This is a genomic window from Thermoactinomyces sp. DSM 45891 (assembly GCF_900119485.1).
Lineage (GTDB): Bacteria > Bacillota > Bacilli > Thermoactinomycetales > Thermoactinomycetaceae > Baia.
The window spans coordinates 429,587-448,888 of the sequence record NZ_FPJZ01000001.1 but is presented as its reverse complement, the minus strand read 5'-3'; the positions used below and the strand labels follow the sequence as shown (position 1 = coordinate 448,888).

Here is a 19,302-nt window from a genome sequence, read left to right as displayed (position 1 = left end):
AAGAGAGGTGAACGGTTTTTTATGATTCGTTCGAAGACGAGATGGATCCCTGTGGAGGCAGATCCACAGCAGATCCAGAAATTAGCGGAAGGTTTGTCTGTTCATCCGACGATAGCCAGGTTACTGATTCGTCGCGGGCAAACCGATATCGAAACGGCTCAGAGGTTTTTACGTCCTTCCATGGATTTCTTACATGATCCCTACGCATTAGATGGTATGAGGGAAGCGATTGAACGAATTCGCTCTGCGCTGACTCATCAAGAAAAGATCCTTATTTATGGTGATTATGATGCAGACGGTGTGAGTAGTACGAGCTTATTATTAAATGTGTTTCGTACCCTGACTACGCGAGTTGATTACTATATCCCGAACCGCTTTCGGGAGGGTTATGGCCTTAATCAAGAAGCTCTCAAAGAAGCAAAAGAACATGGTTACGACTTAGTGGTTACGGTTGACACGGGAATCAGCGCTACAAAAGAGGCGGAGTTTGCCCGTGAGATCGGTTTAGACCTGATTATAACGGATCATCATGAACCACCCCCTGTAATACCAGAAGCGGTAGCGGTGATCAATCCAAAGAAACCAAATTGTACATATCCTTTTAAGTCCTTGGCTGGAGTAGGGGTTGCTTTTAAGTTGGCCACTGCCTTGTTAGATAGAACCCCTACCGAGTGGATGGATCTAGTTGCTATTGGTACCATTGCAGACCTCGTTCCACTGGTGGATGAGAATCGAGTGCTGGCTACATATGGATTAGAACGTTTAAATGAACGTACCAATAAAGGCCTCTCCGCATTAATGGATGTGGCGGGGATTGCGGGGCAAGCTACTGCGGGGCACGTGGGATTTTTTCTAGGCCCCAGAATCAATGCAAGTGGCCGTTTAGATTCTGCAGGACAAGCGGTTGAACTGTTAACAACAGATGATCTAAGTAAAGCGCAACATCTGGCTGAAAAAATGCAAGAGATGAACCAAGAACGTCAGCAGATCGTAGAAGAAATTACAGAACAAGCTATAGAGATGGTAGAACAAGATCCAGATCGTTATCAGCACGTTATCGTTGTCGCTAGGGCCGGCTGGAATGTCGGTGTGATTGGCATTGTAGCTTCCCGGCTTGTGGAGAAATATTATCGACCTGTGATCGTATTAGGTTGTGATGAAGAGACAGGCATAGCAAAAGGATCGGCCAGAAGCATCGCTGGATTCGATCTATATGAGTCTTTGACTGCATGTAAAGAGTATCTTCCACAATTTGGGGGACACTATATGGCAGCAGGCATGTCGCTAAGGATTGAAGATATCCCAGCTTTCCATGCCAAATTGTCAGGTGTTGCGCAAGAGACTCTGCAAGAGGAAGATTATATCCCTTTGACACATATTGACGATGAATTAACGATCGATCAAGTGGAGCTATCAATGTTAGAACAGTTGGCTTTGTTAGAGCCATATGGTATGGGTAATGCAACGCCTAGCTTTCTATTAAAAGATTCATCTATCGCGAAGATTCAAACCATTGGTGCTGATAAAAACCATCTTAAATTGACTCTTCAGATGGATCGTATCTTCATGGATGCACTTGCATTTCGCAAAGCAGAATTAGCAGAAGAGTTGGTTCCAACTAGTAAAATCCATGTGGTCGGTGAATTACAAATTAATGAATGGAATGGTCGCCGTACCCCGCAGTTGATTTGCAGGGACCTAGCTGTACATGAGAGGCAAATCTTTGATTGGCGTAGTAATCACAAAGAGGACCATCTGAATAAATTACGTGACAAGCCTGTCCTATTGATTGGGCATCGGCTACCAGCAGGAAACACATACTCCTGTCTCGCATGGAAAGATTGCGCTAAGGGAGCAGAGGAAGTGCTCGCCCAATATACACAGATTGCTTGGATCGATCCCCCGCCCTCTATGGAGATTTGGCGGAATCATCTCAATCAAATTCAACATATCGAACGGGTCTACTTTATCTTTGGAGATCGTGACTTCGACCAAAATTTATTAGCAGTCCCTTCACGCGAACAATTCAAACAGTTATACAATTTATTGTACGGAAAAAAGCCGTTTTCTTTATTGAAATCATATCCATCTCTGACAAAAAGAACGGGATTGTCAAAACGAACACTTTCCTTTATGATTCAAGTGTTCGAGGAATTACAGTTCTTACAAAATAATAATGGAATGATCCAGATAATAGAAAGCCCTTCCAAACGACCTTTAACCGACTCGTTGGCTTATCGACAACAACTGGAGAAAGAGGAAGTTCTTCAGGCATTGGTATATAGCTCGTATAAAGAGATATGTCAGATGTTTTCTGGATTATAATCAGGAGGTATACCCATAATGAACTTCAAAGACAAAATTCGCGTGATCCCAGATTTCCCTTCTGAAGGGATTCGCTTTAAGGATATTACTACCTTATTAAAAGATGGCGAAGCGTACAGAGCAGCCATCGAAGAGTTAGCAAAGCATTATAAAGGAATGGAAATCGATGTCGTACTAGGCCCTGAAGCTCGTGGGTTTGTCGTGGGAGCTCCTCTCGCTCTTGCACTCGGCGCTGGGTTTGTGCCGGTTCGAAAAAAAGGCAAACTCCCAGGTGATATTATTGAGGCGAAATATGACTTGGAATATGGAAAAGATATTTTAACGATGCACAAAGATGCGATTCAGCCAGGCCAAAAAGTTCTGATTGCAGATGACTTGCTAGCTACAGGTGGTACGATTAGCGCCACTCTTGATCTCGTTCGCCAATTAGGCGGAGAGCCTGTTGGTGCAGCATTTTGGATTGAGTTAATGTATCTAAATGGTCGTGAGAAGTTAGGGGATGTGGAGATTTATTCTCTTGTTAAATACGACTAAGATTGGTTTATTTTGTTAGATGAAAAGGAAGCCGGGGTTATACTATTATGAGTATAGACCTCGGCTTTTTCGTGGGTCTAAATATTAGATTAAGAAACATACTTGACATATGTATGTAGAGGATAGTAATATACTTACGTAAAGTAAGTTTTATATTTAGTATTAGGAGGCTACACAAGTGGCAAAAGTATTATATATTATGGCTAATCCCAAACCGATATCTGCATCTTTCAGTTCACAGGCAGGCGAAGCTTTTCTTACAGAATATAAAGCAAAGAATCCTCAAGATGAAGTAATGACCCTTGATATCTATAAAGAAGAAATTCCTTATATTGATGAAGATGTACTATCTAGCTGGGGTAAGGGCGCTAAGGGGATTGAATTGACTGCTGATGAAGCAGCAAAAGCAAAGCGCATGGGCGAGTTAGTGAATCAATTTGTAGACGTGGACAAGTATGTATTTGTTACCCCACTATGGAACCTGAGTATTCCGGCACGTCTAAAAGCTTATATCGATACCGTTGCCATTGCAGGTAAAACATTCCGCTATACACAGGCAGGCCCAGAAGGTCTACTTAAAGGAAAAAAAGTTCTTCATATCCAAGCTCGTGGTGGTATGTACAGCGAGGGTCCAGCCAAAGAATTAGAATTTGGAGATCGTTATCTTCGTGCGATTACTTCCTTCATGGGAATTGAAGATTATGAGCATATTGCAATAGAAGGTCATAGTGCTCTTCCTGATCAAGCTGATGCGATCTTACAAAAAGGAATCGCTGAAGCAAAGGAAATAGCAAGCAAGTTTTAATTACTGAGATAAGCGGGTTCAACTATAGAAATAAAATAGAAGAACAACCAACTCATGCGTGAGTTGGTTGTTCTTCTTGTTGTACCTTGAGCAGACTTCAGGTAGTTGCTGCTGATTCATTCACAATGAACTTGATTTCGTGAAACCGGAATCCAAATTTCACATAGCACATCTGGAGAAGTTAGATCCTTACTCTTAATGGATAACATCTCCGGTCCTCCCACCTGTTGATAAAGAGAAGATGGAAACCACTCTGAATAGATACGTCCCCATGTCTCTTGTAGTGTTTGTGGAAAGGGCCCAACGGTTTCAAACACGGCCCAAGTTGAACTGAGAACCTCTAGCCTTTCAAATTCCTCTAGGCTATCTGCGGTGGTTGCTACACCTATATAATGATCCAGTTCCCCTTGCTCCTCCATACGACCTTCTGAAAAATTTGTCGATGCCTGAATCATTCCCTTAGGCTCAACATCAGATAACTCCATTAACTGGTGAATCATCTCCATATTTAATGATTTCCACATAGCTGTAATCTCTGGATTCTCCCCTTGGAAAACAATCGGAACTCTCTTTTGAATCCCTATGATACGAAATGACTCTTTCTCTTCTATTCGGTAATTCATTTCTGCTCCTCCTTGAATGGTTAATTGGAAGGTCATTCGTGGATAAGCTTTTACATTTTGCGTCTGATTCCTTGCCTCAGTTGGAGTGATTCCGTGCAAACTTTGAAAGGCTCTGCTAAATGAATCAGGGGAGCTGTACCCATATTTAATCGCAATATCGATGATACGTGGGGTTCGATTCTGAAGCTCGAAGGCTGCAAGTGTAAGCCTCCTCCTGCGAATATATTCAGATAAGGGAATACCAGCAAGAAAAGAAAACATCCTTTTAAAATGATATTCAGAACAGAGAGCGATTCTCGCTACTTCTTTAAGATCGATCTCTTGAGTAAGATTCTCTTCTATATACCGGAGAGATGTGTTCATGTTTTTTAGCAAATCCATTCGTATGACCTCCCTGACTAAAAGATAGCAAAAATAGCATTTGCCTTTCCGACAATACAGGTTCTACTTATGTAGGGATCGAGTAAAAATATTTGACGTTTATAACTTAACTGATAGTGGAATGAATCCATTGGATACTAGGAGGTGATGATTTGTGCCGTGGGATACATTAGGAGGAATCCTCTTTTCGGGGTTAGGTTTTCTGATTTCACTAGTCGTTTTGGTTGTCTTGGGAGTTATGATGTTATTTAAAAAGGGAAAAAACCTTAAAGTTTGGGTCCTGATTCTATTTATCATTTCCATTATTTCGATTGTCTTTTTTGCAATGGAGCTATTTAGTCTATTTGGATGGTTTATTGATTTTGCAAACTGGAATTTTTCATAAAATTAATTGAGCAAATACAGAGAGGATGCTACTTATTTTAGTGGCATCCTCATTTTATCATTCACTATCATCAGTGCAAAATGCTTTACTAATCTGATAAGATGAAATTGATTAATCTTTCTATCAGATCATTGTGGAAGGAAGTGGTGTTATGCCGTTTTATCATCAATTAGGAAAATTACCGCATAAGAGACATATTCAATTCCGACAACCGGACGGAAGCCTTTATCATGAACAAGTAATGGGAACGAAAGGCTTTTCTGGAATCCAGTCTATCTTATATCATGTGAATCCACCTACTCAAGTGAGTCAATATCGTAAGATTCGTGATTGGATTGTTACACTTGAAGAAGAGGGAGCGAATCGCCATCGTCATTTCTTTACTTTTGGGCATGAGGCAAAAGGAGATTGCATAGATGGGAGAGTGTACTCGCTAGCAAATGAAGATTGTGCTATATCAACCGTATACGCCTCTGAGTCGATGGATTATTTTTATCGGAATGCGGATGGGGATGAGGTACTTTTTATCCATGAGGGGAGTGGTAGATTAGAGACGATTTTCGGAGAGCTACCGTTTCAGCAAGGTGACTATTTGGTGATTCCGATTGGCACGACTTATCGAGTAGTAGCAGATACATATCCGATTCGCATATTGGTGATCGAAACAACGGGTGAGATTACGATTCCCCGGCGTTATCGAAATGAATACGGACAACTGGCGGAACATAGCCCGTTTTGTGAGAGGGATATCCGGGTCCCTACTCAACTAGTGGCTTATGAAAGCAAAGGTAGCTATGAAGTACGAGTAAAAGCGAGAAATCAGTTGCACGGCTATACGTATGATTTCCATCCACTGGACGTTGTAGGATGGGATGGCTATCTGCATCCGTGGGCATTTAGCATTCATGACTTCGAACCGATTACGGGTTCCATTCATCAGCCGCCACCTGTGCATCAGACATTTGCAGGACCAAACTTTGTGATCTGTTCCTTTGTACCACGTATGTATGATTATCATCCAGAAGCGGTCCCAGCTCCTTATTACCATAGCAATGTAGAGAGTGATGAGGTTTTATACTATGTGCGGGGGAATTTTATGAGTCGAAATGGAATTCAAGAAGGATCACTAACCCTGCATCCAAGTGGGATTCCACACGGACCTCATCCAGGAAAAGTAGAAGGCTCCATTGGCAAGACTAGAACAGAAGAGCTGGCGGTTATGATAGACACCTTCCGTCCGCTAAAAATAGCTAAATCTGCGTTAGAGACCGAAGATGCAGAGTATATGTTGTCATGGAACAGAAAATCGTAAGGAGGAACGAGCATTGCGACTTGATCCCAAGCAATTAACGCAGAAAGAAAACTATAAACTGATGATTGGCAGCGTGTTACCTCGACCGATCGCATTTGTCACTTCTATGAATCAAGAAGGGATTGTAAATGCGGCCCCTTTTAGTTTCTATACAGCTGTAAGTACCAACCCTCCTATGATTGGTTTTACAGTGAATCGCAAGCCAGGAAATGTGCAAAAAGATACTGCGCGCAATATCCAGTTAAAGGGTGAATTTGTTGTTCATGTAGTGGATGAAGCCAATGTGACCATGGTAAATGAGACCGCCACCGAATTCCCAAGTGAAGTAAGCGAGGTGGAGGCGGCTGGATTTACGCTTGCACCGAGTGAGGTAGTGAAAGTACCACGTATTCGAGAAAGTAAAGTTCAGTTAGAATGTAAGCTGCATCGAATCATTCCAATGGGCGGGACGGCTGATGCCCCTAATTCAGATTTTATCGTCGGCGAGATTGTCCAGTTCCACGTACAAGATGATTTGCTGATGGACGGAAAGATTAACACGGACCAATTACAGCCTGTAGGGCGATTAGCTGGTTTATACTATGGAAACATAGGAGAGACATATGCGATGCCGCGTAAGTCCTATGAAGCATGGCTAGAGGAAAAGAAATAGTGGAGTCATGAAAAAAGAAGGCTGATGAACAAATCATCAACCTTCTTTTTTCTATTCAGATCGTGAAGCATGGTAACCTTTGTTTTTATTATAACGCGAGCGATCTGTCTTGGAGAGATAACGCTTCCGAATACGGAATGTTTTCGGGGTTACCTCCAGTAACTCGTCATCCTTTAGATATTCGATGGCATCATCGATTGACATCTGCCGAGGAGTATCGAGGCGTAGGGCTTCTTCCTTGGTAGCACTACGGATACTGGTAAGGTGTTTCTTTTTACACACGTTTACTTCGAGATCGTTATCCCGAATGTGTTGTCCGATGACCATTCCTTCATAAACATCGGTACCTGGGGTGACAAACATCTGACCACGCTCTTGTGCCGAATGGAGGGCATAGGTGGTAGCCGTGCCAGATTCCCAAGCAATCAGAGAGCCGAAGCCATGAGTGTCAATATCACCTGCATATGGCTCATAACCAGCGAGTAGGGAGTTCATCAATGCTTCACCACGTGTTGCCGTAAGCAATTGTTGACGGAACCCGAGCAAGCCCCGTGATGGGACGAGATAAGAGAAATGGATATTTCCATTATCTAAGATCTCCATGTCCTTCATTTGACCTTTCCGAATGCCAAGCAGTTCTACTACAGCGCCTTGATGATCACTGCCTACTTCAATTTCAACTGCTTCAACAGGCTCATGTTTCTTTCCGTTGATTTCTTTGATGATTACTTCAGGCTTACTTACTTGGAATTCGTAGCCTTCACGGCGCATGTTTTCAATCAAGATGCCTAAGTGAAGCTCACCACGACCAGAGACCATGAAGTTATCTGCGGATTCGGTGTCATCCACTCGAAGGGCTACGTCGCGTTCTGCTTCCCGATAGAGTCGTTCACGAAGTTTACGTGAGGTGACAAAGGTACCATCTTGTCCTGCAAACGGGCTGGTGTTAACCCCAATCGTCATCCGCAGTGTTGGTTCTTCTACTGTGATAGAAGGTAATACTTCTGGGTGGTTTGGATCTGTTAATGTATCTCCAATCCGTACCTCGCCCAAGCCGGTTACAGCGATAATATCTCCTGCCGAAGCTTCCTCTACTTCTACACGTGCAAGCCCTTGATGAGTGAAGACTTGAGCTGCGCGTGCATTGCGAGTCGTTCCATCTGCTGCTATAACGGTAATACTCTGATTTCGCTTTAGCTTTCCGCGATGAAGACGGCCAATGACGATTTGTCCTTTGTACTCATCAAAACCAAGCAATGTGGCTTGCATCTGAGTAGGTCCGTCTACATCCACCTTTGGGGACGGAAGAGTTTCTAAAATCGTGTCAAGGAGTGGCTCCATGGTTTCGCCTAATTGATCTGCTTCGAGACCTGAAGTCCCAGCAAGACCACTTGCGTAGATCACAGGGAACTCACATTGCTCATCACTTGCCCCCAAGTCAACAAACAGGTCAAAAGTAGTATCGATTACATAATCAGGACGTGCATTTTCACGGTCGATTTTATTGATGACCACTACTACTTTATGTCCACGTTCTAATGCTTGACGAAGAACAAATTTGGTTTGTGGCATCGGTCCTTCTACTGAGTCTACGAGTAGTAGCACACCGTCTACCATGTTCATTACACGCTCTACTTCTCCACCAAAGTCGGCATGTCCAGGAGTATCAATGATGTTAATCTTGATTCCTTTATAATCAATGGCAGTATTTTTCGCTAGAATGGTGATTCCACGCTCGCGTTCGAGTGCGTTGGAATCCATCACGCGCTCATCTACTTGTTGATTGGCGCGGAATATATGACTTTGCTTCAACATCGCATCAACCAATGTTGTTTTCCCATGGTCTACGTGCGCGATAATCGCGATGTTGCGAATCTGTTCTGGTTTCATGAGGTTCTTGTTCACCTTTTCTTCAAATATATGTTCTTCGAAATCGTACCACATGGAAGCCAAAGAAAAAAGACCCGCACAAAGTACGAGTCTTTTTTCTTGGTGTGGACTCACTCCATCGGTAGTAACTTGCCGAATCTTGCAAGGCACTACCGATGGAGCAAGTTACCTAAAATTGTATCGATCCTTCCGTCAATTGTCAATTAGAGCGGGTCAATTGATTTAGAGAAAAGATCATTTTTCCAGATAAAAATGCTAACAAAGAGGGTGATGACTAATGGATAGAATAGTGACCATCCAACAAATGGAATAATGGAAAGGGTCAGATAAAAGGAAATCCAGCTAAACAGTCGTGCAATCTTAAAATCGCGAAAGATTCGAATGGCTGCCGCACAACCGAGCAAATAGGTCATAATAAAGGTAGCATTTGGCAATTGAATCAGAGTGGATAATGGAATGAAACCTGTAGCGTATAGAGACATGATAATCGTAAATGCTCCAGTCAAGAAATAAAGTCCACCTACTGGAGTGCCGTAGCGTGGATTGAATAAACCCATAAATGCAGGAGCTTTCCCAGCTTGTGAGAGCGCGTAGGCTAGACGAGAAGCAGCTCCAAAGTAAGCAATCATTGTAGCCATGCAGATAAAGAAGCCAAGTCCACCTGTCAGGACAGAACCGCTCATTCCAAACGATTTCTTAATAATCCCAACCAAAGCCGTCTGTGCTCCGTCTAGGTATGAAGCGGTTCCCACTGTCGCTAAGGCAGTGAGAAAGTATAAGACTCCCACGATGACAGCGGCTATGGTAACCGCTTTTACGGTATCGTGCTTGGGATTTACAAATTCCTCACTGAGATGGGTGACAGCTTCCCAACCAATGAAGCACCAAAATAAAATGGCCGCTGATTCTCCTACATTCCACCAACCATGTGGCACAAATGGTTGAAAGTTTGCAGGCTCCATATGTGAAAAAGAACTAAAGATTACAAGAAATAGCACAAGTACAATTCCACAGGTGAGTATGACTTGAATTTGCCCACTTACTTTCATTCCAACATAGTTCATAGTTAAAGCTAAAATAATCATGATGACGGCGATTACAATTTGCCCGGTACTACCTATACCGATGGCGGAACCCAGAAAACTAGCTCCTGTTAATGCGTTAACGGGGGCTCCAATGATTACGGACATCAAAAAAAACCAGCCTGCCAACGTTCCGAGCTTTTCTCCAAACGCTTTGGTCACATAGTGTGCTACTCCTCCAGAGTGAGGATATAGAGCTGATAACCACCCCATAACTAGAGCCATTGGAAACACGAGTATCATCATAACCCCCCATGCAAGTAATGAAGAAGGGCCTGCTATCTGTGCTGATAATCCCGGTACCAATAAAATACCAGAACCCATTACGGATCCGATATAAAGAGCGATGGCTTGCGGAAGCTGAATGGTTTTGTGTAATGCAAGTTGAGTGCCCACTAACCCCACTCCCTTTTTCATTTTGATATCTGTATGGTACTGTAAAAGTATATCATCAGTAAAATAGATAGTTTCGTTTATAATCATCGTAAAAATCGATTAATGAGGTGAACTACCGCATGGAGTTGCGTAATTTGATTACATTTCGAACGGTTGTATCATGTAATGGGTTTACCAAAGCGGCTGAGGTCTTGGGATACGCACAAAGCAGTATTACCGCTCAAATTCAGGCTTTAGAAGAAGAGCTGGAAAGCCCCCTTTTTGATCGGATAGGCAAGAGGATTATCTTAACAGAAATGGGACAAAGGCTCCTTCCCTATGCGAATCAGATGATACAACTACATGATGAGGCTAAACTAGCGATTCGCCCAAATTCCATTCCTTCAGGAGTTCTCACGATTGGCTCACCCGAATCTCTAGCAGCGTATCGCTTACCTGCTTTGATTCATGAGTATAAGCAAAAGTTTCCTCAGGTTAAGATTATTTTAAAGCCAGGGCTATGTTGGCAAATGAGACAGATGGTTGCTAAAGCAGAGTTGGATATTGCTTTTTTATTGGAGCCGAACTCTGGGAACCAAGATGATATCGAGATTCAGACGATTGTCTCCGAACCGATTGGGCTGGTGACTTCACCTGATCATCCCCTAATCCAAACTCAAGCATTTGAGCTACATGATTTACAAAGGGAGACTCTCCTTCTTACAGAGACAGGATGTAGCTATCGAAATTATTTAGAACATGCAATGCAAAAACAGGGGATTAAGCCAGAATCAGACATGGAATTTTGGTCAATTGAGGCGATTAAAAGCTGTGTCTATGCGGGGCTGGGGATTGCGTATCTTCCTTTTATCAGTGTTCAAACGGAGATTCGCGAAGGGAAACTAGCTTGGCTACAACCTGATGTGATACAAGATCAAGTTTATACCCAAGTAGCCTATTCGAAAAAACGCTGGATGACCGCTGCTGTTCGAGAATGGTTGATATTAGTAAAGAAGTATCAAGGGATTTGGGAGAGGCATGGTTCACTCCCTAGTTAGAGCCTCTCTTTCGTAAAATCCGATTGACAGTCTCGCGACTCAGCCCAATAAATTGAGCAATTTCTTCTTGAGTAAAGAGATCTTCTATATGATAATCCTGAAAGTACAATTGTAGCCATTTACGAAACAAATCAGGCCGTTCTTGAGGCGGGGCTGTGAGAATATCAATGCGTTGTTGCATCATGCGAAGTTTATTTTGCAAGGTTTGTGCAATCGAACGATATCGAATGGGCTCTTGTTGGATTGATTCATACCAGTGTTCTGCTGGAATTTTTACTATTTCTGATGTGGCTAATGCGATAACCGTACCATAATAATCCTTTGGTGATACGAGGCTATGATGAGGGAATGTTTCTCCAGGTACAAGAATATTTAAGAAAATAGTACTTCCATCTTCTTTTATTCGAATTACTTTAAGTAATCCTGATTCAAGGTAATAGAGATAATCTCCTTGATCTTCCTGTCGAAATAAGACTTCCCCTCGACACAATGTTTGTACGCTCATTTGTTCAATCCTTTCTCACAATCAATGTGATGTAAATCACAAAGCTTCTTATTCCATCTTTCTTATAATAAAGCTAGATCTCAAATATTATGAAGAGGTGAATGGTATGTTATCACATTCAGAGATGGAAATGATTCGGACTACAGCCCCTGTATTAAAAGAACAAGGTCTCGCCATTACTTCCTACTTCTACACAGAAATGTTTAAAAATCATCCTGAGTTGAAAAATGTCTTCAATTTAACACATCAACGAGAAGGAACACAGCCCCAAGCATTAGCCAATGCGGTGTATGCAGTTGCAGCCAATATTGAACAATTAGAAAGTCTCTTGCCAGCTGTTCGTCATATCGCTCAAAAACATCGTAGTGTGGGAATAAAACCTTCTCAGTACCCGATTGTTGGAAAGTACTTATTATTAGCTATTCAAGAGATATTAGGTGACGCTGCAAGTCCAGAAGTGATCCGTGTCTGGGGAAAAGCATATCAAATCCTCGCTGATCTTTTTATCCAGATCGAGAGTGAGATGTATGAAGAAGCCAAAGAACTTCTTGCAGAAGAGTTTATTCCTGCAGAAGTATTTCGAAAAGAAGTAGAATGCGTAAATACCGTTTCATTTTATCTGCGCCCAGTCGGATTGAAAAATTTCCGAGCTAGGTTTAAACCTGGACAATATATCAGCGTACGGGTTTGCCCGCAAGGGAGTGAATATCTGCAGATTCGCCAGTATAGTTTATCAGATATCCCTGATAAGGATTATTACCGAATCACTGTGAAGAGGGAGAGTGGTGGTGATCATTTCCCGAATGGTGTAATTTCCAATCACCTTCAAGATCAAATCCAAGTCGGGGATAAAATAGAAATTAGTGCTCCAGCTGGTGAATTTTACGTGGATCAGACCAAAGAGAATACGATATATCTCATTAGTGGTGGTGTAGGCCTGACCCCTATGCAATCCATCCTGAAGAAAGTGGCCCATACACAAACGAATCGAAAAGTGATCTATGTTCATTCATCACGCAATGAAAGCTACCACGCCTTTAGCAGTGAATTGGAGCAGATTACTTCCCAACACCCACGAGTAGAGAAATATGTTAATTATGATGAAAGAGTGGATCCAAGTACTTCAGCAGATCATATTGGGCAACTCGATCTCATGATGTTACCACAAGGACTCGACCCCCAAGCCGATTACTATCTCTGTGGTCCGAAGGGCTTCATGAAAGCGATGATTGAACAGCTCACTTCTGTCCATATTCCGATCGAACAGATTCACTATGAATTCTTTGGTCCTACCGAAGCATTGTAGTATATGAGTAAATAGGAGTATCGTTAAGCTTTTCGTTTAGCGATACTCTTTTTTAGAATAATGATAGTCTAATAGATGTCTATCTTGAATTAGAATTATTTTATATGGTAGAATACTACTGTCTTGTTTTGCAATGTAATGGTCATGTTTCGTCCAACTAACTTGTTATACAAGTTAGTTGGACTCGTGGAAAGAAAAAGGGGGAAGTTCATTGTCCACGAGCCAAATATTAAAAGGGATTTTAGAAGGTTGTTTGCTAGCAGTGATTGCTAGAGGAGAAACATACGGATACGAGATGATAGAGAAACTAAATACATACGGCTTTACGATGGTTAGTGAGGGAAGTATCTATCCGTTGTTAATCAGAATGAGGAAGGAAGGTTTAGTGACAACCAGTGAAAAAACACTTCCTTCAGGAGGGCCTAAGCGAAAGTACTATTCTTTAACGAAAAAAGGAAGAGAGAGGTTAGACGATTTTCAAGAGAGATGGAATGAGGTTGCAAGTAGTGTCAATTGTTTACTAGAGGGGAAGAATAGTTGATGGTGGTATCAAAAGAAAGCCAAGATTTTTTAGATGATTTAACTGTTTATTTGTATTCAAGTGGAAAAAAGGAAGAAGAAGTTAAGGGAATAGTTGAGGAGTTAAAGGATCATCTACATGAGGCAGAAAAAAATGGAAAGAGAGTAGATGATATTATTGGAATCAAACCAAAAGAATACATGAAGCAATTGGCTAGTGAGATGCCGTTTGACGTAAGAGGTTGGTTAAAGTATCTGCCGATAGTTTTTATGGGTGCACTGGCGTATACAGTAATGGGTGATGCAATCAAAGGAGAGATAAAATACTCACTTATCGAATGTATTGGCTACCCATTTATATTTCTATTGTATCTATTCTCTATTTCTAGGCTATTTAAATATACTTCAAGCCACAAAGTTTCCAAATGGAAGGAGTATATCTTGTTTTTGGGAGTTACCGCTGTCATTCCTACTGCTTCATTTGTGGCACTGATATTTTTAGGTAAATCTTATAGCACAACGGCTATTCATCTTGGAGAGACGGGAAACATCGTGGCTATTATGTTATCCATTCTTGCTTTTATTGGCATAGCCATTTGGAGTAAAACATGGGATGCCATTATGCTCCCTGCTATTTTATTTTTACCTGATGTACTTCTGAAGTACACAAATCTGACTACAGGTCCGAAGGATATGTTATCGCTCCTACTCTCGATGTCTGGTATATGTCTTTATGCATTTCTAAAATTAAAAGAAATAAAACTAAGGATATAGGTTAGTATCATTATATTTCGGGTAGTATGAGATTGGGCTAAATCATTTTTAATTTAATAATTGGGAGGAATATAAATGAATTCATCTTCACAAGAAAATATTGTTTTAAAGAAGCCTACTATTTTAGGAGTTATGACTAATCCTACTGAGCAGTTTGAGCGTATTAAGAAGAATCCGAAATTTGGCTTGGCTTTGGTCTTATTCATCATTATGGGAGCGATTTTAACTGGAATTACCACATATATAATGATAAATGACCCATCACTTATGCCATCCCCACCGGCCTCGGATGTTAATATCGACACTAAAACGATGAATATGATTATGATCATTACCGGTGCTGTAACGGGAGCTATTATGGTCGTCATAGCCGCTGTAATCTATGCTCTTATTACATGGTTGTTGGTGACACTCCTTCAAGGTGAAATTACTTTTAAACAAGCATTCTCTCTATTTATCCACTTAAGTGTGATTACATATTTGAGTTTAATTGTAAATATTGTAATGTACTACTTGTTTCACCTTAGTATGGCTATTCCTGTGACCAGTCTAGCAAGTGTAATAGAGACTAAAGGATTTTGGCACGGAATATTGAGCTACATAGACGTATTCCAAATTATATACACAGTTCTCTTGGCTAAGGGTTTACAGATTATCGGAAAGCTTTCTGCTTCGAAGGCATGGACCATTGCTATTTTATTCTGGTTCCTAGGGGCATTGCTTTTATTAATTAAGTTCTAAGGGCTGCTTTGAGGGTTCAAATCATTTCGTGTGTCAAACAAATTTATTCGATCACCTATTTACAATCGTTATAAATTACTGTAAAATTAGACTGTCGAAATATTAAACGGAAAGGGAGGTGCTGAAAAGATGAAGAGAAGAGCTCAATTAGCAACCACTGGTGTCAAAAGTGGCGCTGCTGTAGCTTTACTGGTTGGCGCATTTGTCGCTGATTCAACTCAACATGATATGATTCGGCAACCTCTCTACGGCGGGTCTATTTCACATTTCTAGCTTATTTGATAAACAGTTAGATTTGGCATAGAAACGAACCATGGGTTGCCTTGCTATAGGCATTTCCATGGTTCGTTTTTTATTTCGACGACCTTAGGGACTCCTAAGGTCTTTTTTATATCTTCTTTTTAAAAGGGTGTGGGATTTTGAGTGTTTTTAAAGACTTATGGTGGTTTTTTAAACAAGAAAAACGAAGCTATCTCGTTGGATTTTTTGCCTTAATCATCCTAGCGATATTAGAACTTGTTCCAGCTTGGATGGTGGGTAGGGTTATCGATTTAGTAAATACGAAGCAACTTACTTACGATCATTTACTTCAATATGCGCTTATATTAATAGGTTTTGGGATTTTGGCTTATGTTTGTGGTTATTTATGGCGCATCTCCATCTTTGGAGCAGCCCATCGATTAGGTAAACTATTGAGGAATCGCCTGTATAAGTCGTTTACTAAGATGTCACCTCAGTTTTACCACAAGCAACGAATTGGGGATATGATGGCTCATTCGACGAACGATATTCAGGCGGTGACGATGACCGCTGGAGAAGGTGTCATGACCTTAACGGACACGGTGGTTTTGGGCGGTTTAGTCATTGGAACGATGGCAATTACCATTGATTGGCAGCTTACATTACTCGCTGTTTTACCTCTTCCTATTTTAGCATATTGTACGAACCGATATGGAACGTTGCTACATAAGCGGTTTCATCTGGCACAAAAAGCGTTCTCAACGATGAACGATAAAGTACAGGAGTCGATGGCCGGGGTTCGTGTCATAAAAGCATTTGGTCAAGAAGATGATGAGAAGAAAGAATTTGGTGGCTTGTTAGATGACGTGGTTCAGAAAAATGTAGCTGTTGCGCGAGTCGACGGGCTGTACGATCCTACCATTATCATACTGATGGGGATTTCTACCTTGATCACAATTGCAGTAGGTACATTAAAAGTACTGGATGACACGATTACGGTTGGTCAACTTACTCAGTTTACCATTTTATTAGGCCGTCTTATTTGGCCTATGTTAGCATTTGGTTGGTTGTTTAACATTGTAGAAAAAGGGCGTGCTTCTTACGATCGAGTAAATGCATTACTGACGACTGAACCCCAGATTCAAGATTTACCTGATGCGGTAGCGGAAATTCCATCAGGTGATATTGAATATAAAGTGAAGCAGTTTCAATATCCAGAGGCAGGGAGTCAAGCACTGGAAGATGTTCAGTTCTCGCTAAAGAAAGGACAGACGCTAGGCATCGTCGGGAAAACGGGAAGCGGGAAGACGACTTTGTTTCGTTTGCTACTTCGCGAGTTTGAAGGATCCTTGGCACAAGTATTTATTAACCATAGACCCATAGACCAATACCAAATGAGTTACCTAAGAAGGGCGATAGGTTATGTGCCACAAGACCATATTCTCTTCTCGGCCAATATTGCGGAGAATATTGCTTTCGGGAACCCTGATGCAACTGGTGAGCAGATTGAAGCAGCAGCTAAAGTGGCTTGCATTCATGAAGATATCATGCAACTTCCACAAGGATACGAAACGGTAGTGGGAGAACGAGGGGTAACTTTGTCTGGTGGGCAAAAACAACGTGTTTCGATAGCCCGTGCTCTTCTTCTAAATCCAGAGGTATTGATTCTAGATGATTCGTTGTCGGCAGTTGATGCTAAGACAGAACATTCCATTCTACATGAACTACGAATGAACCGGTCTGATAAAACGACGATGATAGCTGCACATCGACTAAGTGCGGTGGAAGAAGCCGATTTAATTATCGTCATGGAAGATGGACGAATTGCCGAACGAGGAACACATGCAGAATTAATGCAGTTAGACGGTTGGTATAAAGAAATGTATGAGAGTCAGCAACTTGAATCTTTAATCATGGAAGGAGGAAGATAATATGTCCACGACTGCACGTAGATTGATTCGCTACTTATCACCTTATCGTTCGTATTTTTGGATAGCATTTGGATTCTTGTTAGTAGCAACTGCGGCAGATGTTTTTGCTGTGCCACTTGCCGCTAACTACATTGATGAGATGGTAAGTCCGCGTAATTTCGATCCGAAGTGGATTGCAATTTATGGAGGTGTATTTTTAGGATTGCATATCTTGTCCTCGATTCTCCATTACTATCAATTAGTTCGCTTTCATACCTTGGCGCAATGGATTGTCAGACAGATCCGGACTGATGTATTTGCACGTGTCCAACACCTCGGCCTATCGTTTTATGACAAGAAGCCAACTGGTTCACTTGTATCAAGGATTACGAATGACACAGAAGCAGTGAAAGATTTGTATGTAGAGGTACTTGCCTCTTTTATGCAAAATGCGATTTATGTGATAGGGGTTTTTGCCGCCTTGTTTGCATTGAACTGGCGTTTAGCATTAGTAACGACATTTATCCTACCTATCTTTTGGTGGTTGATGAGAACATACCAGAAGTATTCTTCTGTATCGTTTCGTAAGTCACGTGAAAAGCTAAGTGCAATGAATGCTAAGTTAAGTGAATCTCTTGGTGGGATGAACATAATCCAAGCTTTTACTCAGGAGAAGCGATTACAGAAAGAGTTTGGAGAATTAAATAATGAGCATTTTCAAGCAAATATGCGTAATCTTAGGCTGTTTGGGTTACTTTTACGTCCTGCGACACGTGTTGTTTATGCGCTTGCTTTAGTAGTAGTTTTGTACTACTTTGGAATTTTATCTTTTGATGGGGCGGTTACCATCGGTGAGATGTTCGCTTTTATCAATTTGTTTGAGCGTGTGTTTGAGCCATTTAACCAAGTAATGATGCGTCTAGCACCGATGCAACAATCAATCGTATCGGCTGAGCGTGTGTTTGAATTAATGGATGAGACCGAATCTGCTCCTGCGAAACAAGGAGAAGGAAACCCGGAGATTACTGCAGGGGAAATCGAGTTTCGCAATGTGACATTTTCTTATGATGGAGAAACGGATGTGTTAAAGGATATCTCCTTTAAGGCAAAGCCAGGTCAAACAGTAGCGTTAGTGGGTCACACTGGAAGTGGGAAGAGCTCAACTATTCAGCTTTTGATGCGCTTTTATCCACTTGTACAAGGTTCTATTTTGATTGATGGTCACCCTCTTGAATCATTTACCGATGAGGAGTTACGAAGCAAGTTGGGCTTAGTACTACAAGATTCCTTTATGTTTTATGGGGATGTGAAGAGTAATATTCGACTCCACAATCAGGAGATTACAGATGAGCAAGTACGTGTTGCCGCGGAATTTGTGCAGGCAAATACGTTTATCGAAAAGCTACCACAAGGGTATAATGAACCAATTGGTGAGCGGGGTGCTACCTTTTCCAGTGGACAACGGCAATTGCTCTCCTTTGCGAGGACGATGGCAATCGATCCGAAGATCCTTGTCTTAGATGAAGCTACAGCAAGTGTTGATACTGAGACGGAAGAAGCGATTCAAGTAGCGCTAAATAAGATGCGTAAAGGCCGCACTACGATTGCCATTGCTCACCGACTTTCTACGATTCAGGATGCAGATTTGATTCTCGTGCTCCATCGAGGGGAGATTGTAGAACGTGGAACGCATCAGGAGTTGTTAGCAGAAGAGGGTTTATATCACAAGATGTATCTCCTTCAGCAAGGAGCATCTTCTTTAGTGGTGAACTAGTCTATACAACGGATCAAGAAGAAGTACATCCTCCTTGCTAATAGGGTATAGGGACTTCTTCTTGATCTACAATTAGCTGAGAAGAATCGGGTAAGGAAACAGAAAAAAGCA

Annotated in this window: 18 protein-coding genes; 14 read left to right on the top strand and 4 right to left on the bottom strand. The window is 41.6% G+C overall.

Features of this window, described 5'->3' with window-relative positions:
• Positions 1-21: 21 nt before the first annotated feature.
• From recJ to BT147_RS02230, 3 genes are all read left to right on the top strand, one after another.
• A complete protein-coding gene (recJ, locus tag BT147_RS02240) occupies positions 22-2,325 on the top strand; it encodes a single-stranded-DNA-specific exonuclease RecJ (RefSeq protein ID WP_072330464.1) in 2,304 nt (767 codons plus the stop codon).
• An 18-nt stretch (positions 2,326-2,343) separates the two neighbouring features.
• A complete protein-coding gene (locus BT147_RS02235; RefSeq protein ID WP_072330462.1) occupies positions 2,344-2,859 on the top strand; it encodes an adenine phosphoribosyltransferase in 516 nt (171 codons plus the stop codon).
• A 178-nt stretch (positions 2,860-3,037) separates the two neighbouring features.
• Positions 3,038-3,664, top strand: coding sequence for an FMN-dependent NADH-azoreductase (locus BT147_RS02230; protein ID WP_072330460.1), 627 nt, complete (start codon positions 3,038-3,040; stop codon positions 3,662-3,664).
• 116 nt (positions 3,665-3,780) lie between these two features.
• On the opposite strand, the gene BT147_RS02225 is transcribed toward BT147_RS02230, so the two are convergent.
• Positions 3,781-4,668 carry an AraC family transcriptional regulator gene (locus BT147_RS02225; RefSeq protein WP_072330458.1) on the bottom strand — a complete coding sequence of 296 codons (888 nt, stop codon included), beginning with the start codon at positions 4,666-4,668 and terminating at the stop codon, positions 3,781-3,783.
• A 154-nt stretch (positions 4,669-4,822) separates the two neighbouring features.
• Here BT147_RS02225 and BT147_RS02220 point away from each other — a divergent pair, with 154 nt between their 5' ends.
• From BT147_RS02220 to BT147_RS02210, 3 genes are all read left to right on the top strand, one after another.
• On the top strand, positions 4,823-5,053 hold the full coding sequence (locus BT147_RS02220; protein ID WP_072330456.1) for a hypothetical protein: 231 nt from the start codon (positions 4,823-4,825) through the stop codon (positions 5,051-5,053).
• 151 nt (positions 5,054-5,204) lie between these two features.
• The gene (locus tag BT147_RS02215; RefSeq protein WP_072330454.1) at positions 5,205-6,365 is read left to right on the top strand and encodes a homogentisate 1,2-dioxygenase; all 1,161 of its coding nucleotides are present in this window, start codon (positions 5,205-5,207) and stop codon (positions 6,363-6,365) included.
• 13 nt (positions 6,366-6,378) lie between these two features.
• Positions 6,379-7,017 carry a flavin reductase family protein gene (locus BT147_RS02210; protein ID WP_286118915.1) on the top strand — a complete coding sequence of 213 codons (639 nt, stop codon included), beginning with the start codon at positions 6,379-6,381 and terminating at the stop codon, positions 7,015-7,017.
• A 51-nt stretch (positions 7,018-7,068) separates the two neighbouring features.
• Here the strand turns inward: BT147_RS02210 and typA are convergent, their stop codons facing one another.
• Complete coding sequence (gene typA, locus BT147_RS02205) at positions 7,069-8,907, bottom strand: translational GTPase TypA (protein ID WP_072330452.1); 1,839 nt, start codon at positions 8,905-8,907, stop codon at positions 7,069-7,071.
• Positions 8,908-9,110: 203 nt separating this feature from the next.
• Positions 9,111-10,385 (bottom strand): amino acid permease, encoded by a 1,275-nt coding sequence (locus tag BT147_RS02200; RefSeq protein WP_286118914.1) that lies wholly within the window; start codon positions 10,383-10,385, stop codon positions 9,111-9,113.
• A 119-nt stretch (positions 10,386-10,504) separates the two neighbouring features.
• Here BT147_RS02200 and BT147_RS02195 point away from each other — a divergent pair, with 119 nt between their 5' ends.
• A complete protein-coding gene (locus BT147_RS02195; RefSeq protein ID WP_072330450.1) occupies positions 10,505-11,422 on the top strand; it encodes a LysR family transcriptional regulator in 918 nt (305 codons plus the stop codon).
• On the opposite strand, the gene BT147_RS02190 is transcribed toward BT147_RS02195, so the two are convergent.
• Positions 11,415-11,927, bottom strand: a complete 513-nt coding sequence (locus BT147_RS02190; RefSeq protein WP_072330448.1) for a Crp/Fnr family transcriptional regulator — start codon at positions 11,925-11,927, stop codon at positions 11,415-11,417. The two genes, BT147_RS02195 and BT147_RS02190, sit on opposite strands and share 8 nt — an antisense overlap.
• Before the next feature lie 106 nt (positions 11,928-12,033).
• On the opposite strand from BT147_RS02190, the gene hmpA reads away from it, so the two are divergent.
• The 7 genes from hmpA to BT147_RS02160 all read left to right on the top strand — a co-directional run bounded on the left by hmpA (position 12,034) and on the right by BT147_RS02160 (position 19,191).
• Positions 12,034-13,233 (top strand): NO-inducible flavohemoprotein, encoded by a 1,200-nt coding sequence (gene hmpA / locus BT147_RS02185; protein WP_072330446.1) that lies wholly within the window; start codon positions 12,034-12,036, stop codon positions 13,231-13,233.
• A 211-nt stretch (positions 13,234-13,444) separates the two neighbouring features.
• Positions 13,445-13,774 carry a PadR family transcriptional regulator gene (locus BT147_RS02180; RefSeq protein ID WP_072330444.1) on the top strand — a complete coding sequence of 110 codons (330 nt, stop codon included), beginning with the start codon at positions 13,445-13,447 and terminating at the stop codon, positions 13,772-13,774.
• Positions 13,774-14,526: an HAAS domain-containing protein gene (locus tag BT147_RS02175; RefSeq protein ID WP_072330442.1), complete on the top strand. Its 753-nt coding sequence runs from the start codon at positions 13,774-13,776 to the stop codon at positions 14,524-14,526. Before BT147_RS02180 ends, BT147_RS02175 begins: the two co-directional genes overlap by 1 nt.
• A gap of 75 nt (positions 14,527-14,601) precedes the next feature.
• Positions 14,602-15,267: a YknW family membrane protein gene (gene yknW, locus BT147_RS02170; RefSeq protein WP_072330440.1), complete on the top strand. Its 666-nt coding sequence runs from the start codon at positions 14,602-14,604 to the stop codon at positions 15,265-15,267.
• Positions 15,268-15,396: 129 nt separating this feature from the next.
• Positions 15,397-15,540 (top strand): hypothetical protein, encoded by a 144-nt coding sequence (locus BT147_RS15375; RefSeq protein ID WP_177239630.1) that lies wholly within the window; start codon positions 15,397-15,399, stop codon positions 15,538-15,540.
• Positions 15,541-15,686: 146 nt separating this feature from the next.
• Positions 15,687-17,438: an ABC transporter transmembrane domain-containing protein gene (locus tag BT147_RS02165; RefSeq protein ID WP_072330438.1), complete on the top strand. Its 1,752-nt coding sequence runs from the start codon at positions 15,687-15,689 to the stop codon at positions 17,436-17,438.
• Between the two features lies 1 nt (position 17,439).
• Entirely contained in the window at positions 17,440-19,191 is a 1,752-nt protein-coding gene (locus tag BT147_RS02160; RefSeq protein WP_072330436.1) for an ABC transporter ATP-binding protein, read from the top strand.
• The last annotated feature ends 111 nt before the right edge of the window (positions 19,192-19,302 follow it).

Coding starts and splice junctions, on each gene's coding strand:
- hmpA (WP_072330446.1), top strand. CDS start 12,034: ATGTTATCACATTCAGAGATGGAAATGATTCGGACTACAGCCCCTGTA.
- BT147_RS02225 (WP_072330458.1), bottom strand. CDS start 4,668: ATGGATTTGCTAAAAAACATGAACACATCTCTCCGGTATATAGAAGAG.
- yknW (WP_072330440.1), top strand. CDS start 14,602: ATGAATTCATCTTCACAAGAAAATATTGTTTTAAAGAAGCCTACTATT.
- BT147_RS15375 (WP_177239630.1), top strand. CDS start 15,397: ATGAAGAGAAGAGCTCAATTAGCAACCACTGGTGTCAAAAGTGGCGCT.
- BT147_RS02215 (WP_072330454.1), top strand. CDS start 5,205: ATGCCGTTTTATCATCAATTAGGAAAATTACCGCATAAGAGACATATT.
- BT147_RS02235 (WP_072330462.1), top strand. CDS start 2,344: ATGAACTTCAAAGACAAAATTCGCGTGATCCCAGATTTCCCTTCTGAA.
- BT147_RS02190 (WP_072330448.1), bottom strand. CDS start 11,927: ATGAGCGTACAAACATTGTGTCGAGGGGAAGTCTTATTTCGACAGGAA.
- BT147_RS02195 (WP_072330450.1), top strand. CDS start 10,505: ATGGAGTTGCGTAATTTGATTACATTTCGAACGGTTGTATCATGTAAT.
- typA (WP_072330452.1), bottom strand. CDS start 8,907: ATGAAACCAGAACAGATTCGCAACATCGCGATTATCGCGCACGTAGAC.
- BT147_RS02175 (WP_072330442.1), top strand. CDS start 13,774: ATGGTGGTATCAAAAGAAAGCCAAGATTTTTTAGATGATTTAACTGTT.
- recJ (WP_072330464.1), top strand. CDS start 22: ATGATTCGTTCGAAGACGAGATGGATCCCTGTGGAGGCAGATCCACAG.
- BT147_RS02160 (WP_072330436.1), top strand. CDS start 17,440: ATGTCCACGACTGCACGTAGATTGATTCGCTACTTATCACCTTATCGT.